Raw genomic sequence first — 17,918 nt, forward strand, 5'->3', positions numbered from 1 at the left:
ACTTAGTCAGCACCTTTCACAGCGGTCAATCCTTCACTTGCTTCTTCTTCTAGACCAAATGCCACATGAGATTCAATCCATTTGCGCCGCGGTTCCACTTTATCACCCATAAGTGTACTCACTCTACGCTCGGCATAGGCTTTATCTTCGATATGAACCTTAATTAAGGTTCTCGATTCAGGATTCATCGTTGTTTCCCAAAGCTGATCGGCATTCATTTCACCCAAGCCTTTGTAACGTTGAATGGTATAGCCTTTACCAATTGTTTTAATCGCTTCTTTAAGTCCATTATCATCCCAGGCATACTCAAGTGTTTCTTTTTTCCCGATCCCTTTGCTGACTTTATAAAGAGGGGGCAGCGCTATATACACTTTACCCGCCTCAATTAGTGGCCGCATGTATCGATAAAAGAAGGTAAGCAGAAGCACTTGAATGTGTGCACCATCGTTATCGGCATCTGTCATGATAATAATTTTATCGTAATTACTGTCTTTAATAGAAAAATCCGAACCTACCCCTGCGCCAATTGCATAAATAATCGTGTTGATTTCTTCGTTTTTCATAATTTCTTCGAGCCGGGCTTTTTGGGTATTAATGACCTTGCCTCGAAGCGGCAAAACAGCTTGAAATTTACGATCACGCCCTTGCTTTGCTGAACCACCTGCCGAATCACCTTCGACAAGGTACAGCTCGTTGCGTTCTGCATTTTTAGAAGATGCCGGAGTCAGCTTACCGCTCAGCATCGTTTCCTTACGTTTCGACTTTTTCCCGTTTCTGGCATCTTCTCTGGCTTTTCGTGCCGCGATACGTGCTTGCCGTGCACGTGTCGCTTTTCGTATTAATTTTTCACTCGTCTGGGGATTCTCTTCAAGAAAATAAGCAAGCTGTTCCGATACAACTGTATCTACGGCTGATCGCGCTTCACTTGTTCCCAGCTTTTCCTTGGTCTGTCCTTCAAATTGCAGCAAATGCTCTGGAACACGAATTGAGACAATTCCCATGAACCCTTCACGAATATCCGTACCGTCCAAATTTTTCTCTTTTTCCTTCAAAATACCGCTCTTTCGCGCGTAGTCGTTGAATACACGCGTCAGCGCAGTACGAAATCCGGATTCATGCGTGCCGCCATCCTTGGTACGCACATGATTTACGAAAGAGATTAAATTTTCCGAATAGCCGTCATTATATTGAAACGCAACTTCAACCTCCATCTCATTGGCTGTACCCTCAAAGGCAACAACAGGATGAAGGACGTCCTTGTCTTCATTCAAATAAGCGACAAATTCTTTAATTCCCTCTTCATAGTGATAAACGTCTTCACGGTCGCTTCGTTCATCAGTAAGTACAATTTTCATTCCTTTTTGAAGAAATGCTGATTCGCGGAGCCGTTCACTTAAGATGTCAAACTGGTAAGCAGTTGTACTGAAAATCGTCGCATCCGGTTTAAAATGGATCAATGATCCGGTCTCACGCGTTGTGCCGATCTCCTCAAGTGTTGTCGCCGGATGACCGCCGTGTTCAAAGCGCTGCTTGAAAATCTTTCCGTCACGCCAAATGGTTACTTCCAGCCATTCTGAGAGCGCATTGACGACAGAAGAGCCGACGCCATGCAATCCACCGCTCGTTTTATAACCGCCGCTTTGTCCGAATTTGCCTCCCGCATGCAAAATGGTAAAGATGACTTCGACTGTCGGTTTCCCCGTTCGATGCATTCCGGTTGGCATCCCGCGTCCAAAGTCACGAACACTCACGCTTCCGTCTTTATGAATGCGAACAAGAATTTCATTTCCATAGCCGGCGAGCGCTTCGTCTACTGCATTATCAACAATTTCATAAACAAGGTGATGCAGCCCTCTTGAATCTGTAGAACCAATATACATGCCCGGGCGTTTTCGTACAGCTTCCAAGCCTTCGAGTATTTGTATCGTGTCATCATCATAAGCTGATACTTGTCTTGCCAAATAAAGAACCCCTTTCTCCATCATCCTATTCAACAAGGAACAGGATGCAATCTGATCTATCTCTGACGTTCAGGTTGTTACTTTGAATCATATGGATTAAAGACGATAGATGTCACTGTATTTTTTCGACAGTTCATTCAATAAATAATCTGGATTGGGTCCTTCTCCAGTCGTATCATTAAGAATTTCAAGAGGCTTTTTTAAGCGGCCAAACTGATGAATATGTTTGCTGAGCCACTCTGTGACCACTTCTAGATTACCGGAGCTGACGCGCGCATCGAAATCAGGTACATCTTTAATCATCGTGTTCTTAAATTGAGCAGCATAAACATAGCCTAGCGCATAAGATGGAAAGTAGCCAAAATCGCCGCCTGGCCAGTGAATATCTTGAAGCACTCCCTCACGGTCATTTGTGGGAGTGATACCAAGATATTCGTTCATTTTTTCGTTCCATACACTTGGAAGGTCCTTCACACTCAAATCACCATTAAACAATCCTTTTTCAATATCATAGCGTACCATAATATGAAGCGGATAGGTTAATTCATCAGCCAAGGTACGAATAAAGGATGGGCGGGAAACGTTGATGGCTCGATAGAAATCATCGAGAGATACATCGTCAAACTGGCCGTTTGCATACTTTTTCAACTCTTCATAATGACAAGACCAGAACGCTTTGCTTCTACCGATAAAATTTTCAAAGAAAAGCGATTGTGACTCATGAATCCCCATGGAGGTCCCTTCACATAGCGGCGTTCCGACTAATTCACGAGATATATGCTGTTCGTACAAAGCATGACCGCCTTCGTGAATCGTTCCTAGAACCGTTGATATAAAATCATTCTCCTGGTAATTCGTTGTCACACGCACATCGCCGGGATTGAGGGTGATTTCAAAGGGATGTTCTGTTTCATCAAGACGTCCGGCGTCAAAATCATATCCGATTTCCTTAAGTAAATGGAGACAGAGCGCCTTTTGCTTTTCAACAGGAAATGAAGCGGTTAGAAAAGCGTTTTGGGGTTGGTCTTTGGATGCTGTAACTGCTTCAACTAATGGAATTAGCCCCTTGCGAAGTTTGCCAAACACATGATCAATGGTTTCAACAGTCAATCCAGGTTCATACAGATCGAGCAATGCATCATATTTATTTGTTTTAACGCCCCAGTACTCAATAAACTTCCGCTTAAACGCAACCATTTTTTCCAAATAAGGTTGGAGCATCTCGAAATCACTGTTTTTCTTTGCTTCTTTCCATACGCTCTGTGCTTCGGATTGGAGAATCACATAGGCTTTATTTTCTTCAGATGGAATATTGATGAAGCGTTCATATGTTTTTTGCGATTCTTCAACCATTCTTCTCGTAACCAAGTCTAATTGATCATGAACCGCTGGATCGGTTAATGCATCTATGTATCCTTTCATTTCGTCAGAAGTCGACCGTTTAAAAACTTCATCAGAGAGCGTTCCAACGACCTCTGAACGCTGCTTAATTCCTTTTATCGGCGCACCAGTCCGCATATCCCATTCTGCAAGTGCAATGGCCTCGTTAAAGTCCATAATTTTTTTCACATATTTATTATAAGAATCCACAATTTCAGTAATCGCCATTGATAACGCCCCTTTTACGATAGTAAATGCAGGAAGTTCTTATTTCATTCTTTTCTCTGTATTCAATGTAATGTCCTTCTTTCTCTAAGAAGAATCATTCGCTTGATGAGCTCGTGAAGCGGTCCGATTTGCCTGTTTTTTCGTTAATCCGAATACTTTTTGCCAAAATATTGATAAAAGTCGGTCCGAATCCGTCCATTATACAGTTTTCTTTTTTTGCTTGCCGAACGTCCAAAATAATTTTCGAATTTTTCAAAAGATGAGATGAAGTAAAAGGACCATGATTTATAAGTTTTGAACAGTTCTCCAAGGTCACTGCAAATCGTTTGAATCTGCTCCTGGTCGCCCATTCGTTCTCCATATGGCGGATTTCCTATCATGCATCCGTTCTCATCCTTCGTTGTAAAATCAGCGACCTGCATTTGCTTAAAGGTAATGAGTCCCCCAAAGCCGGCTTCGAGTGCATTATGCTCGGACAGTTCAATCATTTTGTGATCAATGTCGCTGCCCATAATCATTAAGGGCTGGTCATAGTTTGCCTTATTTTCTGCTTCCTCTCGTGCCTGTTCCCAATAGTTTTTCGAAATAATCGGCCATGATTCAGAAACAAAATCCCGATTAAATCCTGGAGCAATATTCTGACCGATCATAGCCGCTTCGATCGGCAAAGTACCTGAACCACAGAAAGGATCGACAAACGGCTGATCCGGCTTCCAGCGACTGAGCAAAATCAGTGCACTAGCCAAGGTTTCCTTGAGCGGTGCCAAGTTGTGCAGCTGTCTGTAGCCTCGCTTATGCAACCCATCTCCCGAAGTATCAATGGCAAGCGTCGCCCAATCTTTTTCAAGTGCGACCTGGATTTTAAACATCGGTCCATCTTCATCAAACCATTCTTGATTATAGTGCTGCTTCATTGATTCAACAATTGCTTTCTTAACAATTGCTTGGCAGTCAGGCACACTGTGCAGAATTGATTTATGGGATTTCCCGATTACCGGAAACATTGCGTTTTCCGGAAGAAAATCTGCCCATGGGAGCGCTTTTGTTTGTTCAAAGAGACTGTCAAAGGTATCCGCTTTAAATGCACCAATTTGAAGTCTGATACGATCTGCGGTACGGAGCCAAAGGTTACACCGACAAATGTCTAGAGGTCCTCCGGAAAACAAGATTCTGCCGTTTTCTACTTTTAAATCCTCATAGCCTAAATTTCTTAGTTCTCTTGCGGCAATTGCTTCTAATCCCATCGCTGTCGTCGCAATCAACGTCCATTTCTCACTCATGTCGATGTTTCCTCTCTTAGGAATTCCTGCATTTTATAGCCGAAAGTACAATTGAAATTTATCAAAATGAACTGCAATCACAAGATTGCAACAAAAAAAGCCCTTAACGGGCTTTTTCTTCATTAAAATGCATTATTCATGTTCTGTAAGCCATGTTCTGTACCTTCGCACTCAAACGGAGCTGCACGCTCCTCGTACGAAAGCGGCAATCATCTATCTACAGAATCATCTGTCCCTTTTTCCGTTTGATTCCTTCCAAAGGGTTCCTCTACCAAGTTTGAGTTTCCCGCTCGAGGGGTTTACCGCGTTCCACTTCTTTTGTTTCCAAAAGACATCGTCACTATGGCACTTTATGGGATGGCAAACCATATTCCCGAAGGAACACAGGTTTCTCTCCCGCCGTTAGCTCAGATTGCTCCGAACTACCCTGGCTTATGACTTCGCCAGGCACGAACACTACGGTCATCACAGACCGTGCGAGCATGGACTTTCCTCTATATCCGCAAGGGATACAGCGATCACCCGAACACGAACAATGTCACAGCTACACATTATAATCCAATTTAATTAAAGAAGCAACCCTTTTTCGTTATTATTCACCGAGCCTGCTGCCGAAAACATGCTTTTCAAGATTAGACAGCCGTTTTAAAATGTCATAGTTTGTCAACCCTTGATTTTCAACCGGTGTAGCAGTCCGCTGTCCTTCTTCATCTGTCAGTTGACCTTTAAGCCGTTTGTTTTCTTCGCGCAGGCGCAGGATCTCTGCGTTGAAAATATCGTAATCACTGATCACGATATCTAAAAATTGATCAACCTCGTCCTGCTGATAGCCATGAAAGCCCGTTTTAAATTCTTTATGGAGAATTTCATTTTTTGTTAATCTGATCGTCTTCTGGTCTGCCATTTCCATTCACTCCAAGCTAAGTATCTCGTCTTATTTTTTCAAATTTAGTCTATTGTGTCAATCGCTTATTCATTACGGTTTTCTTTATTTTTTTATTATGCGCATTGTTTGGTTAATAAGCTAATCAAAAGATACATTTTAATAACCTGTATTTTACTTGTTAAGCATCATTATTTGTCCAGTAATCAGGATTTTGCTGCAATAGATCTTCAGCAGCAAAATCTAAGTCAAAACGATTTATGGCTTGAATCGGGTAAGCCGTGCTTCGTGCTTTTCTTTTCGCGACACTCAGGGAATAATTTGGAGAGCCGGGCGATTCCTCATCATAAATAATCAACATTGCATCCGTTTTTGCAACCAGAAATTCATTTTTCTGCCTCAGCTGAACCGGACTTTCATAGGGGCGTTTGCTTATATATCCCGTGTAATCTGCCCCCTCAAGAATCTGGGCATAAATTTCCTGCTGCCACTCCTTATAGTGCTCTTCTTGATTAAGAAAAGGCATCAAAACCGCAAGATTTACATTCAATTGATCGGAATCGCGTAATTCAAGACATGCCTGCCCAGCCCATAATTCAACCCCCGTCTGGCCGCTTATGACAAACCATTGTGCTCCGTCCTCAACGTATTCACGCATCTTTTTCTTTAACGCGTAACGAATGACTTGAATACCTGGATGATCCCTCGAAAAAATGCCAAGTTCATGAGCTTTGTATCCGGTAACTAAAATGGCCGATCCGTTTTCACGCATCATCCCGCCTCCAGTCAATTCATTTAAAGTATGCATCATTCACATCAACACCTAATTTGTCGAAAAGTTTCAAACTCATTGAAAATGCAGGTGATTTGTGACGATTTAAGGCACTATTTGCGCTTGCCCGGGTAATACTCATTTCCTTCATGAATTATTTCCAATCCGCTGGTCAAGACGATTTAAACGTTTCAAATATTCAACTTCTTTTTTTCTTACTGAATCTAAATCGTTTGGATGCCTTTGATAAAAATATTCAAGTGCTTGCTTTGTATAATAAAGCGCATGGGTATAGTCTTTAAACTGATGCTCAAGTAATTTCGCAGTTTCAATGCATAATGGCACTTGATCATCACCTGAATCACAGAGAGCAGATTTAAATAAATCTAACGAAGTCAAGTACTCCCCTTCTCGCTTATATAATTCCGCAAGCCGCCATTTGGCCTTACTTTGATAGGGTGATTTTTTTGGAATGAGTTCTTTCCATAGCTTCTGAGCATGTTCCCGATCGCCAATCTGTTCATCCCAACGAGCAATCTCATATTGTTCCTCGGGATCCGCTTCGACTCTGTTCAAGATTTTATTCGAGAGATGAATATACAAGCTGATCAAAGTAAGAACATCCTCTCGATTATGTTCCATAATCCCTTTCACTAAATCCGCATCCGGATGTTTCAGGAACTGAAAATAAAGAAACGGCGCCATTTTCCCTGGAACATCTGCTTTTCTGCCCATAGAAAGAATTTCATTTTCTACTGTTTGAAGACGTACGGATTCCAGTCTTTTTTTCCATAGTCTCCTTGAAGCATGAAGCAGATCGAAATGTCCGAATGAAGGGAGCTTCGGAACCTGATCACGAACAAATTGATGACGGGTCTTTACTCGTGGCCAGTCAAACGCCTTCCCGTTAAATGTGACTAAATTTTTCAATGAACGGCAGTCAGTCAGGAATGCATCATAGAACGCTGCTTCATGACCAGGACCAGGCAGGAGGTATTGACTCAATTCCAGTCCGTTACGTGTCAATCGTGCCATGCCGATTAAAAAGATCATTTGACCAGTGCCCGAGCCAAGACCAGTTGTTTCCGTGTCAAAAAAAAGCAGATCCTCTGCGTGCAACCCCTTTGCTGACAGAGGGTGCTTTTCACAAGCTGACTGCCAGGCATTCACCAATGGAAAAAGGTCACGTATTAAATATGGCCCTATTTTCAAATTGATCGGCAGCAGCTCTGAATGAACAAGGACGTATTGATCTTCAAAACGGCATAGTTCAGCACCGAGTTGTTTTGCAGCTTTTTGTATTTCTTGATCTGTCTCTGACTCGTGTTCGGCTGAGTTTAGATGTTGAGCTGCTTGCTGTCTAGAAGCAGCATTTTGATCATGCAGCTGTTTTCTGTATAATTGCAGTTTTTTCGTTAATGACACAATCATCGTTCCTTTAATAAACGGCGCAATGCCGTCTTCGCTGCCTTGCCCTCATTAACAAAGCCGATACAAGATGGGCAGCCGGATTCACAGCTGCAATTATTAATCATTTCACTCGCTTTATCAAGCAAAAGAGGCAGCTCCTGATACAATTTCTCGCTTAATCCGATTCCGCCGGGATACTTATCATACAAAAATACTGAAGGCTTCTCATTATGCGGTGCTTTTATTTTCGGTACCACAGAAAGATCCGACTGGTCACACATAACAAAAAGCGGCGCAGCATGGCGCAACAAGTGGCTCAGTCCGACAAGTGCCCCTTGAAAGACATCTTTTCCAAATACATCAAATAATGCCGGTTCGAAGCTGATCCAAGCCGCATTCGTATGCATTTCCAATTCCGGAAGATGAATCTTTCCCCATCCGATGTTTTCATAGGTTTCGAAGCGAATTTTCTTAAAAACCGTCGGTAATGCTCGTACAGACACGTCGCCATAACCTTTCTCGATTTTACCGCCATCGAAATCGGCATGTTTGTCTTCCTCAAGAACGTCAAGTTGAACAGCCAGATCTGAATCGGTGTAATAGTTGACATTGACTTTGCGTACGTATGCCTTCCGCTCCTCCAGATCCAGGTCATCAACGTGATATTGAATGCCCTGATGAATATAAATGGCATCCTCATACAACATTGTCATCGCTCCGAAGCGATCCATTTCCCCAATCACTTTTGCATGTCCACGATCGGTAATGTCCACTATGGCAAATGAATCCTGCGCGGCTGATCTCAGATTGACATTGTTTGCCGGAAAACCGTCGCTCATCCAATACCATTTTCCTCGTTGAAAGTGGAGCACATCCTCATCAGTAAGATACTCGCATAGCTCGTCCACATTTTCGCCGCCAAAAAGCTCTCCTCTTTGAAAGGGAAGCTCATATGCGGAGCATTTAATATGCTCCATCAGAATCATGATATTATCAGGATTAATGCGCACATCCTCAGGCTGCCGAGCGAAAAAATAATCTGCATGACCGGCCATATATTGATCGAGCGGATTGGATGATGCCACCATGATAATGACTGCATCCTCTTGTCTTCTTCCTGCTCTGCCCGCCTGCTGCCAAACACTTGCCATATTCCCAGGGTATCCGGTCAAAATACATACCTGAAGTTGCCCGATGTCCACGCCTAATTCAAGAGCATTCGTGCTGACCACGCCGATAATCTCACCGCTGCGAAGTCCCTTTTCGATCCTGCGCCGTTCGAGAGGAAGATAGCCGCCTCGATAGGCAAAAATTGCAGCACGATCCTGACGTCCGCTGTTTATTTTTTGCAGCTGACTCACCAGAAGCTCAACTTTCAGCTTGCTTCTTGCAAAGACAATGGTTTGAATTTTATTTTTCAAAAAATTAGTGGCCAATCTCGTAACAGCATAACTTTCGTCTTCACGTACATTCAGCTGCTTATTTGTTACCGGCGGATTGTAAATCAGAAAATGTTTTCGTACACTCGGTGCGCCGTTACGATCAATTAAGAACATTTTTCGCCCCGTTAATGCTTCGGCGTGTTCTCGCGGGTTGGCGATTGTCGCCGAAGTACAAATAAATTGCGGACTGCTGCCATAGTAACGGCAAATTCTCTTTAACCGCCGAATGACGTTCGCTACATGACTGCCGAATACGCCTCGATAAGTATGCAATTCATCGATAACAACGAATTGAAGATTCTCAAACAGTGAGACCCACTTCGTGTGATGAGGTAAAATGGAAGCATGGAGCATATCGGGATTAGTCATTACAATCTGACCTGCCTGACGAATTTTTTGACGTATGGATCCTGCAGTATCTCCGTCATATGTATGGCTCTTAATAGGGACACCAATTGTATTAATGAGTTCAGCCATCTCGTTTTTTTGATCTTGGGCAAGTGCTTTCGTCGGAAAAAAATAGAGTGCTCGTTTTTCAGGATGCTCAATCATGGTTTCAAGTACCGGAAGATTGTAGCAAAGTGTTTTCCCAGATGCAGTCGGAGTCACTAAAACCACATCTTTTCCATCCATAACCGCATGATAAGCATCTGCTTGATGCGTGTAGAGTGAACCAACACCGCGGTTAATAAGTGCCGTTTTTATTCGCTCGTCCAGCGTTTGCGGAAAAGGTGCGTAATGAGCCTCTTTCTTGGGAATAGTATGCCAGTGTACGACATTTGGATCGCTCTTCAGCTGGCTTAGAAGGTCGTCGATTGTTTTACGTCCAATCATTTATGCCACCTCAAATTCATCAGTCATCATATGGCAACATTCAGTTTCATTTGTTCATCATTATAGCATAACGAATGAATGTTCGCTATTCATTTAAAAATCATGGAGGGTTATCTATGTCAACACTCAATGAATGGATTCAAAACGATCATAAAATTGCCGTTTTAACCGGAGCAGGAATCAGTGTACCTTCGGGTATCCCTCCGTTTCGCGGCAAAAACGGCCTGTATCAAAATAAAGATGTAGAACGGTGCTTAACTTTGCAATACTTCCAGGCGCATCCCGATGAATTTTGGGCCTTCTACTGGTCATTGTTTGATGCTCCGTTATTACTCAACGCCAAGCCGAATTCCGTCCATCTTTGGCTGAAAAATCTTGAGCAGACATGTGAAGTCACAATTATTACGCAAAATATTGACGGTTTGCATGCGAAAGCAGCAAGCTCGAAGATTATTGAAGTCCATGGAGCATTCAATCGTTGCATTTGCCCGAAATGCGGGACACTTTATCCAACTCAATCGCTGCTGAATCAAAAAATTCCGCATTGTTCTGCCCTTTCTAAGGATGGCAAAACATGCGGAACTGTATTGAAGCCGGACATTGTACTGTTCGGCGAAGCCGTGCGTGACCTTCGTGCCGTGGAGCAGGCAGTCAATCATGCAGATCGTCTGCTGGTACTTGGAACCTCACTAGGAGTCGCTCCGATCAATTTTCTTCCGGAATACGCAGAAGAATTCGGTGTGCCGACACTTCTTATCAACGATCGACCCGCTCTGCATATGGATGCAATTGATCAGTTTTGTAAGGTTAATTTTGCGAATTTTGATGCAGATTCCACGATCATAGATTAATTACTGCTTTTCAGAAGGTTGACAAATTGGCTTACTTTTGTCCAATAAAATTCTGGATTTGCCGGGTAAGTGTCCGATTGCGACATTTCAAGCCATTGTACAGCTGCAGTATGAATGCCAGCTGCCTTTCCAGCTAAAGTATCTCCGTTCGCATCGCCAATATAGATGGATTTAGCGGGATCGGCTTCAAATTTAATCAGCGTCTGTTTGATTCCTTCAGGGTCCGGTTTCGGATTCATGACGTCATCACCTGTAATGACACTGTCAAATATGCCTTTAAATCCAAGCTTTTCTTCAGAAATTATATAGGAACGACGTGCCTTGCCTGTGATCAATCCGATCCTTATTCCCTTGTCTTTCAGAAGATGCAGCATATCAAAAATTTCGGCATTCTTTTTAACATAGTTTTCATGTTCTTTCTCATACAAATTAAAGTAAAGCTCAATCGCTTCTGCAGCAGCCGATTGGTTCTTGAGGTTTTTCTTAATCATTCCCTCTTCCGGCGGACCAAACATAGCTACAATTTCATGAGCGTCGTATGACTGTCCGTCATAGTTCTTAAACACCTTTTGCATCGCGTAAACCGTCAGCGGCAAGGTGTTTGCAAGCGTTCCGTCAAAATCAAAGAGCACGTTTCGCAGTTCCATTGTGTTCCTCCCCCAGCTTCCTAATCACTTAATACAACCTTATACTAGTATCCTATTTATCTATTTAGTTTGTCAAAGACATTTGAGCCATTTTAACATTACTTTCATTATTTTACTTTTTTGCAATAAACTTCGTGATGATCAGTCAAAGCATCAAGTGCCGGACGATCAACGGCAAAGCCAATCCCCGGTTCATTGGGAACCATGACCATACCTTGATCAATGGCAATCGCTGGGGTGACAATATCCTGCTTCCAGTAATGATGGGAAGCAAATAAATCTCCTGGCAGTGAAAAACCGTCCAATGAAGCGAGCGCTATATTATGCGCCTTAGCAATACCGAATTCAATCATTCCCCCGCACCAAACAGGAATCGAATGAGTCACACACAGGTTGAGAATGCGCACGGCCTGAGACCAGCCGCCGACACGTCCCATTTTAATGGTGACTACTTGTCCGCTTTGAAGTTGAATTGCATTGGCAGCATCCTGATAAGAACCGATGCTTTCATCCAGGCATATGGGTGTTTTAATTATCTTTTGAAGAATTGCATGATCCGTTAAATCATTATAAGCAAGCGGCTGTTCAAGCATCATTAAGTGAAATTGATCCAAATGACACAGATGATCTGCATCCGCAAGACTATAATCAGAATTTGCATCTGCCATTAAAGGGAGGTCGGGAAAATGATGTCGTATTTTCGTCAATAATTCAAAATCATTTTTACGTGAAATCTTTATTTTGTAGCGTTTGTAATGACCCGTTTTTTCAAGGGTTTCGATTTGATCAACTGCACGCTCCGGATCATTTGCAGCGATGACCGCGCCAGCTTCGACAGTCGATTTTGTTGAACCAAACAGTTTTCCTAGATACACACCTTGTTGTTTTGCGTACAGATCCCAAATTGCTTGGCTGAGTCCAGATTTAGCCATACGATTGCCGCGGACCCCTGCCCAAATTTGGTCCAATTTTTCAGGTTGAAGCGAACGATTAGCAAGTAGAATAGGAATCAAAAACTCTTTAAGCATAAGCCTGCATGTTTGAATGGTCTCTTCCGAATACCAGGGACTCGAAAAAGGATCCGCTTCACCATAACCGACACGCCCATCCGTATCCATCACTTCAATGATCAATGCCTCTCTGCGCGTCACTCGCTGAAGATGTGTCATAAACGGCGCATTCAAAGTGGATGAAATCACACGTACGGTAATGGAATGAAGGTTCATTTTCTTCCCCCTCTCTTAAAGTCCGATGTATGATTCTGCACAAAGATATGTACATATTGACTAAAAAGGAACGGCTGTTCTAGATGAACGGCATGACCGGCGTTTGGAACGACCTGCCATTCAGCATTCGGCATGCGATCATGCATCTCAGATGCGATCATACAAAATTTATTGTCAATGGATCCGGTAATCAATAAAATGGGAAAACGCAATGAAGACAAATGTCCCCACCACGAGGGCTGCGCTCCCGTGCCCATACCAATGAGGCTGTTCGAAAGTCCGATTGGTTGATTCGATAGTCTCTGAGCACGGAGTGCAGCACGTTTTCGTTGTGAAAGCTTTCTTTGCGAATCAAACAGAGCAAGCTGTTCCCAACGACTGACGAATGCGGGAATGCCATGCTTACGGATGGAATCTGCCAATTCCTTATCATGCAAACGCCGCCCACGCCGTTCTACCTCCGTTTTCAGTCCCGGTGAAGAGCTTTCCAAAATTAAACTTGAGATACGTTCAGGGAAAAGACATGCGAAACTGAGTGCAAGTCGCCCGCCCATAGAATAACCGAGAACATGTACACGTTCAAATTCCAGCAGTTCAAGCAATGCATTCATGTCTTTGGCAGTCTCAGTAATTGAATATCGCTGCGCATCCTTAGGACAACCAGTTTGTCCGTGACCGATAATATCGACAAGAATCAGTTGATAATCCTTAAGCATCACATCTTCTAGGAAACGCCACGTCTCCACGCTTCCGGTAAAGCCATGCAGCAGAAGCAGCGGTACCCCGCTTCCCTTTAGTTCATAATGATACACTACACCACGAAGTTCAGCTTTCATAAGCTGTTTCTCGCCTTAATTGTTCATCTAGACACTTTTGCAGTGAGTGATGCTTCTCAACATTCTCAGCTCGTTTTGTCGGGATCTCAATAATGTTCAACCCTTCTGCGTCTTCAGATGCAGTCAGCAGCTGATCAAGCATTTCCCAATTGCTGATTTTCGTATAATGCGCACCGTATAACTGTGCAGCGTGTGAAAAATCCAACCCATGCGGGGTACCGAAGAGGGTTTCAAAGTGTGTTTTATCAGATGCCTGAGGAAGAAACGAGAAAATACCTCCGCCATCATTATTGATCAGAATGATCGTCAAGTTCGCATGATATTGTTTGGCAGCCAGCAAACCGTTCATATCATGGAAAAAGCTGAGATCACCAATCACGAGAATTGCACGATGATTGGCCAAAGCAACACCGACTGCAGTCGACACCACACCATCGATCCCGTTCGCGCCGCGATTGGCAAATATGTGGGCGGACTGCGGCCGATTGAACAGAAAGCTGTCTAATTCTCTAATCGGCATGCTGTTTCCGACAAACAGATTTGCTTGCTCCGGAAGCCACTCAACCAGTTTCAAGAAAATTTTCTCCTCACTCAATGTCTGTTCGTCATGTATACTCAGGAGTACTGATTTCGTTTTATTATTAATTGTCTGCCAAAAGCCAAGCCATTTGCATTCGCCCTTTTTTTGGATTAGCGGACTCAAATCCTCACAAAAACGCTGTTCATTACAATAAATCATCTCTGTAGCCTTGCCCGACGGATCTCTCCACTCCATTCCACTGTCAATAACAAAATAAGTACAAACTTGACGTTCCATCCACAGTTTGAGTGCCTTAGAGACCGGCGGAGCACCAAAACGAATAATCAGATCCGGTTTGAATACGGATGCAATCTGTTCATTGCGAAGAAAGGTGTCATAGGTCTCAATAACGGCATCCATAGAATGGGATCCTCGGCGCAGCTGAGAAAGCGGATCCGCAAGAATTGGAAAACCTGATCGTTCAGCGAATTCCGTGATCACGGGTAGTGACAGATCAGATCCCATATCTCCGCAGATAATTACGCCTTGTTTTGAATGATTAATACGTTCCGATAGATCCGCAAGCTGCAACGTGTCAAGCGCAAGCACTCCTCTTTTCACTGGTATTGCAGAACGAGCATTTATGTTCAGTTTTGACGTTTCACTCAGACTGCATGGGACGAGTGGCTCTCTGAGAGGGACATTTAGGTGTACTGGTCCTTTTGGGAGACCGTTCGCAATAGCGACGGCCCGACTCGTCAGAGCCTGGTTATAGGAAAGCAAGCCCAGATCAAGCTCAGAAAGTTCAAGTTGAAAATACTGTTTCACATGACTACCATACATTCCCTGCTGATCCACTGTTTGCGGTGCAGCAACATGCTGTAGCTCATATGGCCTGTCCGAAGTAATAACAAGCAGCGGCACATGTGAAAAATAAGCCTCAATGATTGCCGGGTAGTAATTTGCGGCTGCAGTTCCGGATGTGCAGATTAATACGACAGGATGTTTCGATGCTTTTGCTAATCCGAGTGCCAAAAAACCTGCTGAACGTTCATCAATGTCCAGGTAGGTTCGAATCGCCGGATGCTCCTCAAAGAGAATAGCAAGAGGTGTTGATCGAGAACCCGGGCTGATTACAGCTGTATTTACATGCTGCCGTGATAATGTATGAACAAATGAAGAAAGATAGTGCGTCACTAACTCTTGATGATTCATAAGTGCCTCCTTGAAAGCGCATTGAGCATTGGACGAAACTTAATGGCTGTTTCTTTATATTCCTGGTCTGGTATTGAGTCCTTCAGCACACCGCATCCGGCGAATAAAACCGCTTCATCTTCATGAATCAGTGCTGAACGTATTCCGACATGAAATTCTCCGTTATTGCGCGCGTCGCACCAGCCGATTGGTGCGGCATAATAACCGCGATCAATTGGCTCATGCTTGCTGATCCAAGATAGGGCCTGTGCTCGTGGAAATCCGCCAAGCGCAGGTGTCGGATGCAAGCACTCAACGAAGTCAAAAAGTGAAGCCGATTCATTGCAGTACCCCTTAACCGGTGTATACAGGTGCTGAATATTCTTGTTCTTCATAAGTCTAGGCTGCTCCGGAATCGTCAGCTGTTCACATAGTTCATTGAGAGAGTGCCGGACCGTAGAGACGACATATTGATGTTCAAGACGGTTTTTACGATCATTCAGCAACCATTTCCCAAGGCTTGCATCTTCTTCATCTGTACTTCCACGTGCTGCAGATCCAGCAAGGCATGCAGAATAAATGGTTCTGCCCTGTTTCTTGATCAATCGTTCCGGAGTCGCTCCAACAAAAGCCGAAGAGCCTTTCTCAAGACAAAACACACAGGTTTGGTCTTGTTGCGTGCGCAAAGCATGAATCAATAATTCACTCGAAAGCTTGTGCTGGTATTTCAGCCTTCGGGAGCGCGCAAGTACGACCTTTTTTAATTCAGTCCCTCCCATGGTTCGAATCGCTTCTCCCACAAGATGATTCCAAGCTTTTATATCCTGATCGATTTGTTTAACCAGCGAGTTCAACACGTTAAGATCAGAGAAATCAGCATTTAGAAGACTGAATAACTCTTTTTCTTCATGCACAAGTTGCTGAGTTAATTGATCAGCATCATCATGGGACGTGCAGACAACCGACCGTGTCAGGTAGCAGCAGCCCTTTTGAATCGTTAGTAAAAATGCAGGCAGAAAGAAGTAGCCTGAGCCAAAAGGTTTCCAGTCCTCCGAAGGCTGCTTTTCAGCTTCGAAAGCAAATCCGCCCACCAAAAGAGGGCCAGTTGCCTCTGCTCCGCAGGAACCCATGACATGCGCCCTTTTTAACAAATCATCGCAATTTTTTCGTATCATCTCGTAATTCTCGCGACGTTCTGTGGTGATTGAAGCAGCAATACCTGCTCCGATTAAGATCGTTCCGTCCGTCTGGTTCTCCCAAAAAAAGCGTTTCCCGCAAAATTGTTTTTCAGCGGCATGATAAAATCGGATGGGATCTATTGATTCAATTTCTTTTATTTCACTGACCACATGTTTCCCGCCTAGTGTTTTAGCCATATCAATTGCAGAGCAAATTGCATGATATATATTCATCTGATTTGTTCGCGTCACTTTATCACCTGATGTCTGATCTCGTTACCAATGTGAACAATTTATGTCTTTTTTAAAGATAACCCTTCTCAATTATTCATGTCAATTTCAAAGTAATGGCACTTAACAAGCGGAACATGAGTAAAACTTGTCCGAGCTTAATATAATCCTAAGAACCGGCAACCTTCATTGAAAGGATTTCGATCATATGTTCCGTAAAAGACGCCATACGCCAAACCCAATCATCTATTGTGTTGTTTTCTATATTCTTATCAGCTTGCTTTTATATGCGCTCACCAAACGGACAATACATGTCATGATGCTCTGGAACCTGTTCTTGTCACTTCTTCCGTTGTTCTTCGCAATCTGCATGTGTCTTGCCGATGATGTGCATGACTGGCTCCGAACATGGCTGCTAGGTTTGTTGTGGCTCATTTTCTTTCCCAATGCACCCTATCTGATTACAGACTTCATTCATCTGCAACGCATTTCATTCTATGCTTCGGCACAACAAGCGATCATTTATTCAACTGATTTCTTATCCTGGCTAAGTCTTATTCAGATCGGTGCCGGTATTTTTACCGGCACATGTGCAGGTATGCTTTCACTATGGATCATCGATCATCGATTTCTAAGAAAATACGTATACCCGATTTCCAATTTTATAATGTTGTCCATTTTCATCTTAAGCGGATTTGCGATGTACATCGGGCGTTTTCTGCGTCTCAATTCCTGGGATGTCTTTTACCCGAAACGATTCGTCGCCTATCTATCCGGTCATTTCACCTCATTCTCAATCGGTTTTTCTTTACTTTCCGCATGCTATATCTTTATTGTTTACTGTTTCTTTACTCTTATTTTTAACGTAATCACTCATTTAGACTTTGATACAAACATAAAAAAGCAACGATGGTAAAAGAGATCCATCGTTGCTTGCCTATTCGCTCTCACCATTAATTTTAACGGTGCGGACAGTTCATCTCACCAATTTAACCGTAATGAACAACAACCCAGTTTTACACGTTTTGACGCAATATAACCAAAC

The 17,918-nt window shown here is 43.3% G+C and carries 14 protein-coding genes and 1 other RNA gene; 2 read left to right on the top strand and 13 right to left on the bottom strand.

The window, feature by feature from the left end:
* Positions 1-2: 2 nt before the first annotated feature.
* The 8 genes from parE to AC1MBV_RS01235 all read right to left on the bottom strand — a co-directional run bounded on the left by parE (position 3) and on the right by AC1MBV_RS01235 (position 10,190).
* Positions 3-1,985, bottom strand: a complete 1,983-nt coding sequence (gene parE / locus AC1MBV_RS01200; protein WP_480947379.1) for a DNA topoisomerase IV subunit B — start codon at positions 1,983-1,985, stop codon at positions 3-5.
* A gap of 72 nt (positions 1,986-2,057) precedes the next feature.
* Positions 2,058-3,569 carry a carboxypeptidase M32 gene (locus AC1MBV_RS01205; protein WP_255746529.1) on the bottom strand — a complete coding sequence of 504 codons (1,512 nt, stop codon included), beginning with the start codon at positions 3,567-3,569 and terminating at the stop codon, positions 2,058-2,060.
* A gap of 143 nt (positions 3,570-3,712) precedes the next feature.
* Entirely contained in the window at positions 3,713-4,849 is a 1,137-nt protein-coding gene (locus AC1MBV_RS01210; protein WP_255746526.1) for a THUMP domain-containing class I SAM-dependent RNA methyltransferase, read from the bottom strand.
* Positions 4,850-4,990: 141 nt separating this feature from the next.
* An RNA gene (gene rnpB, locus AC1MBV_RS01215) (RNase P RNA component class B) lies at positions 4,991-5,379 on the bottom strand.
* Between the two features lie 62 nt (positions 5,380-5,441).
* Positions 5,442-5,753 carry a cell division regulator GpsB gene (gene gpsB / locus AC1MBV_RS01220; RefSeq protein WP_255746524.1) on the bottom strand — a complete coding sequence of 104 codons (312 nt, stop codon included), beginning with the start codon at positions 5,751-5,753 and terminating at the stop codon, positions 5,442-5,444.
* Positions 5,754-5,913: 160 nt separating this feature from the next.
* On the bottom strand, positions 5,914-6,543 hold the full coding sequence (locus tag AC1MBV_RS01225; RefSeq protein WP_255746523.1) for an SLOG family protein: 630 nt from the start codon (positions 6,541-6,543) through the stop codon (positions 5,914-5,916).
* A 108-nt stretch (positions 6,544-6,651) separates the two neighbouring features.
* A complete protein-coding gene (locus AC1MBV_RS01230) occupies positions 6,652-7,929 on the bottom strand; it encodes a ribonuclease H-like domain-containing protein (RefSeq protein WP_255746521.1) in 1,278 nt (425 codons plus the stop codon).
* A 2-nt stretch (positions 7,930-7,931) separates the two neighbouring features.
* On the bottom strand, positions 7,932-10,190 hold the full coding sequence (locus tag AC1MBV_RS01235) for a DEAD/DEAH box helicase (protein WP_480947380.1): 2,259 nt from the start codon (positions 10,188-10,190) through the stop codon (positions 7,932-7,934).
* Between the two features lie 116 nt (positions 10,191-10,306).
* Between AC1MBV_RS01235 and AC1MBV_RS01240 the strand changes: the two genes are divergently transcribed.
* Positions 10,307-11,041 carry an SIR2 family NAD-dependent protein deacylase gene (locus tag AC1MBV_RS01240; RefSeq protein WP_255746520.1) on the top strand — a complete coding sequence of 245 codons (735 nt, stop codon included), beginning with the start codon at positions 10,307-10,309 and terminating at the stop codon, positions 11,039-11,041.
* Here the strand turns inward: AC1MBV_RS01240 and AC1MBV_RS01245 are convergent.
* The 5 genes from AC1MBV_RS01245 to AC1MBV_RS01265 form a co-directional block, all read right to left on the bottom strand.
* Positions 11,038-11,688 (bottom strand): HAD family hydrolase, encoded by a 651-nt coding sequence (locus AC1MBV_RS01245; RefSeq protein ID WP_255746519.1) that lies wholly within the window; start codon positions 11,686-11,688, stop codon positions 11,038-11,040. The two genes, AC1MBV_RS01240 and AC1MBV_RS01245, sit on opposite strands and share 4 nt — an antisense overlap.
* Positions 11,689-11,795: 107 nt before the next feature.
* Positions 11,796-12,914, bottom strand: a complete 1,119-nt coding sequence (menC, locus tag AC1MBV_RS01250; RefSeq protein WP_480947381.1) for an o-succinylbenzoate synthase — start codon at positions 12,912-12,914, stop codon at positions 11,796-11,798.
* On the bottom strand, positions 12,911-13,750 hold the full coding sequence (menH, locus tag AC1MBV_RS01255; protein ID WP_480947382.1) for a 2-succinyl-6-hydroxy-2,4-cyclohexadiene-1-carboxylate synthase: 840 nt from the start codon (positions 13,748-13,750) through the stop codon (positions 12,911-12,913). The genes menC and menH overlap by 4 nt, the downstream gene beginning before the upstream one ends.
* The gene (gene menD / locus AC1MBV_RS01260) at positions 13,740-15,485 is read right to left on the bottom strand and encodes a 2-succinyl-5-enolpyruvyl-6-hydroxy-3-cyclohexene-1-carboxylic-acid synthase (protein WP_480947383.1); all 1,746 of its coding nucleotides are present in this window, start codon (positions 15,483-15,485) and stop codon (positions 13,740-13,742) included. Before menD ends, menH begins: the two co-directional genes overlap by 11 nt.
* The gene (locus AC1MBV_RS01265; RefSeq protein WP_480947384.1) at positions 15,482-16,876 is read right to left on the bottom strand and encodes an isochorismate synthase; all 1,395 of its coding nucleotides are present in this window, start codon (positions 16,874-16,876) and stop codon (positions 15,482-15,484) included. Before AC1MBV_RS01265 ends, menD begins: the two co-directional genes overlap by 4 nt.
* A 205-nt stretch (positions 16,877-17,081) precedes the next feature.
* Here AC1MBV_RS01265 and AC1MBV_RS01270 point away from each other — a divergent pair, with 205 nt between their 5' ends.
* Positions 17,082-17,789, top strand: a complete 708-nt coding sequence (locus tag AC1MBV_RS01270; protein WP_480947385.1) for a DUF1361 domain-containing protein — start codon at positions 17,082-17,084, stop codon at positions 17,787-17,789.
* The last annotated feature ends 129 nt before the right edge of the window (positions 17,790-17,918 follow it).

The sequence above is a fragment of the Sporolactobacillus sp. PKPK-6 genome (assembly GCF_056678885.1).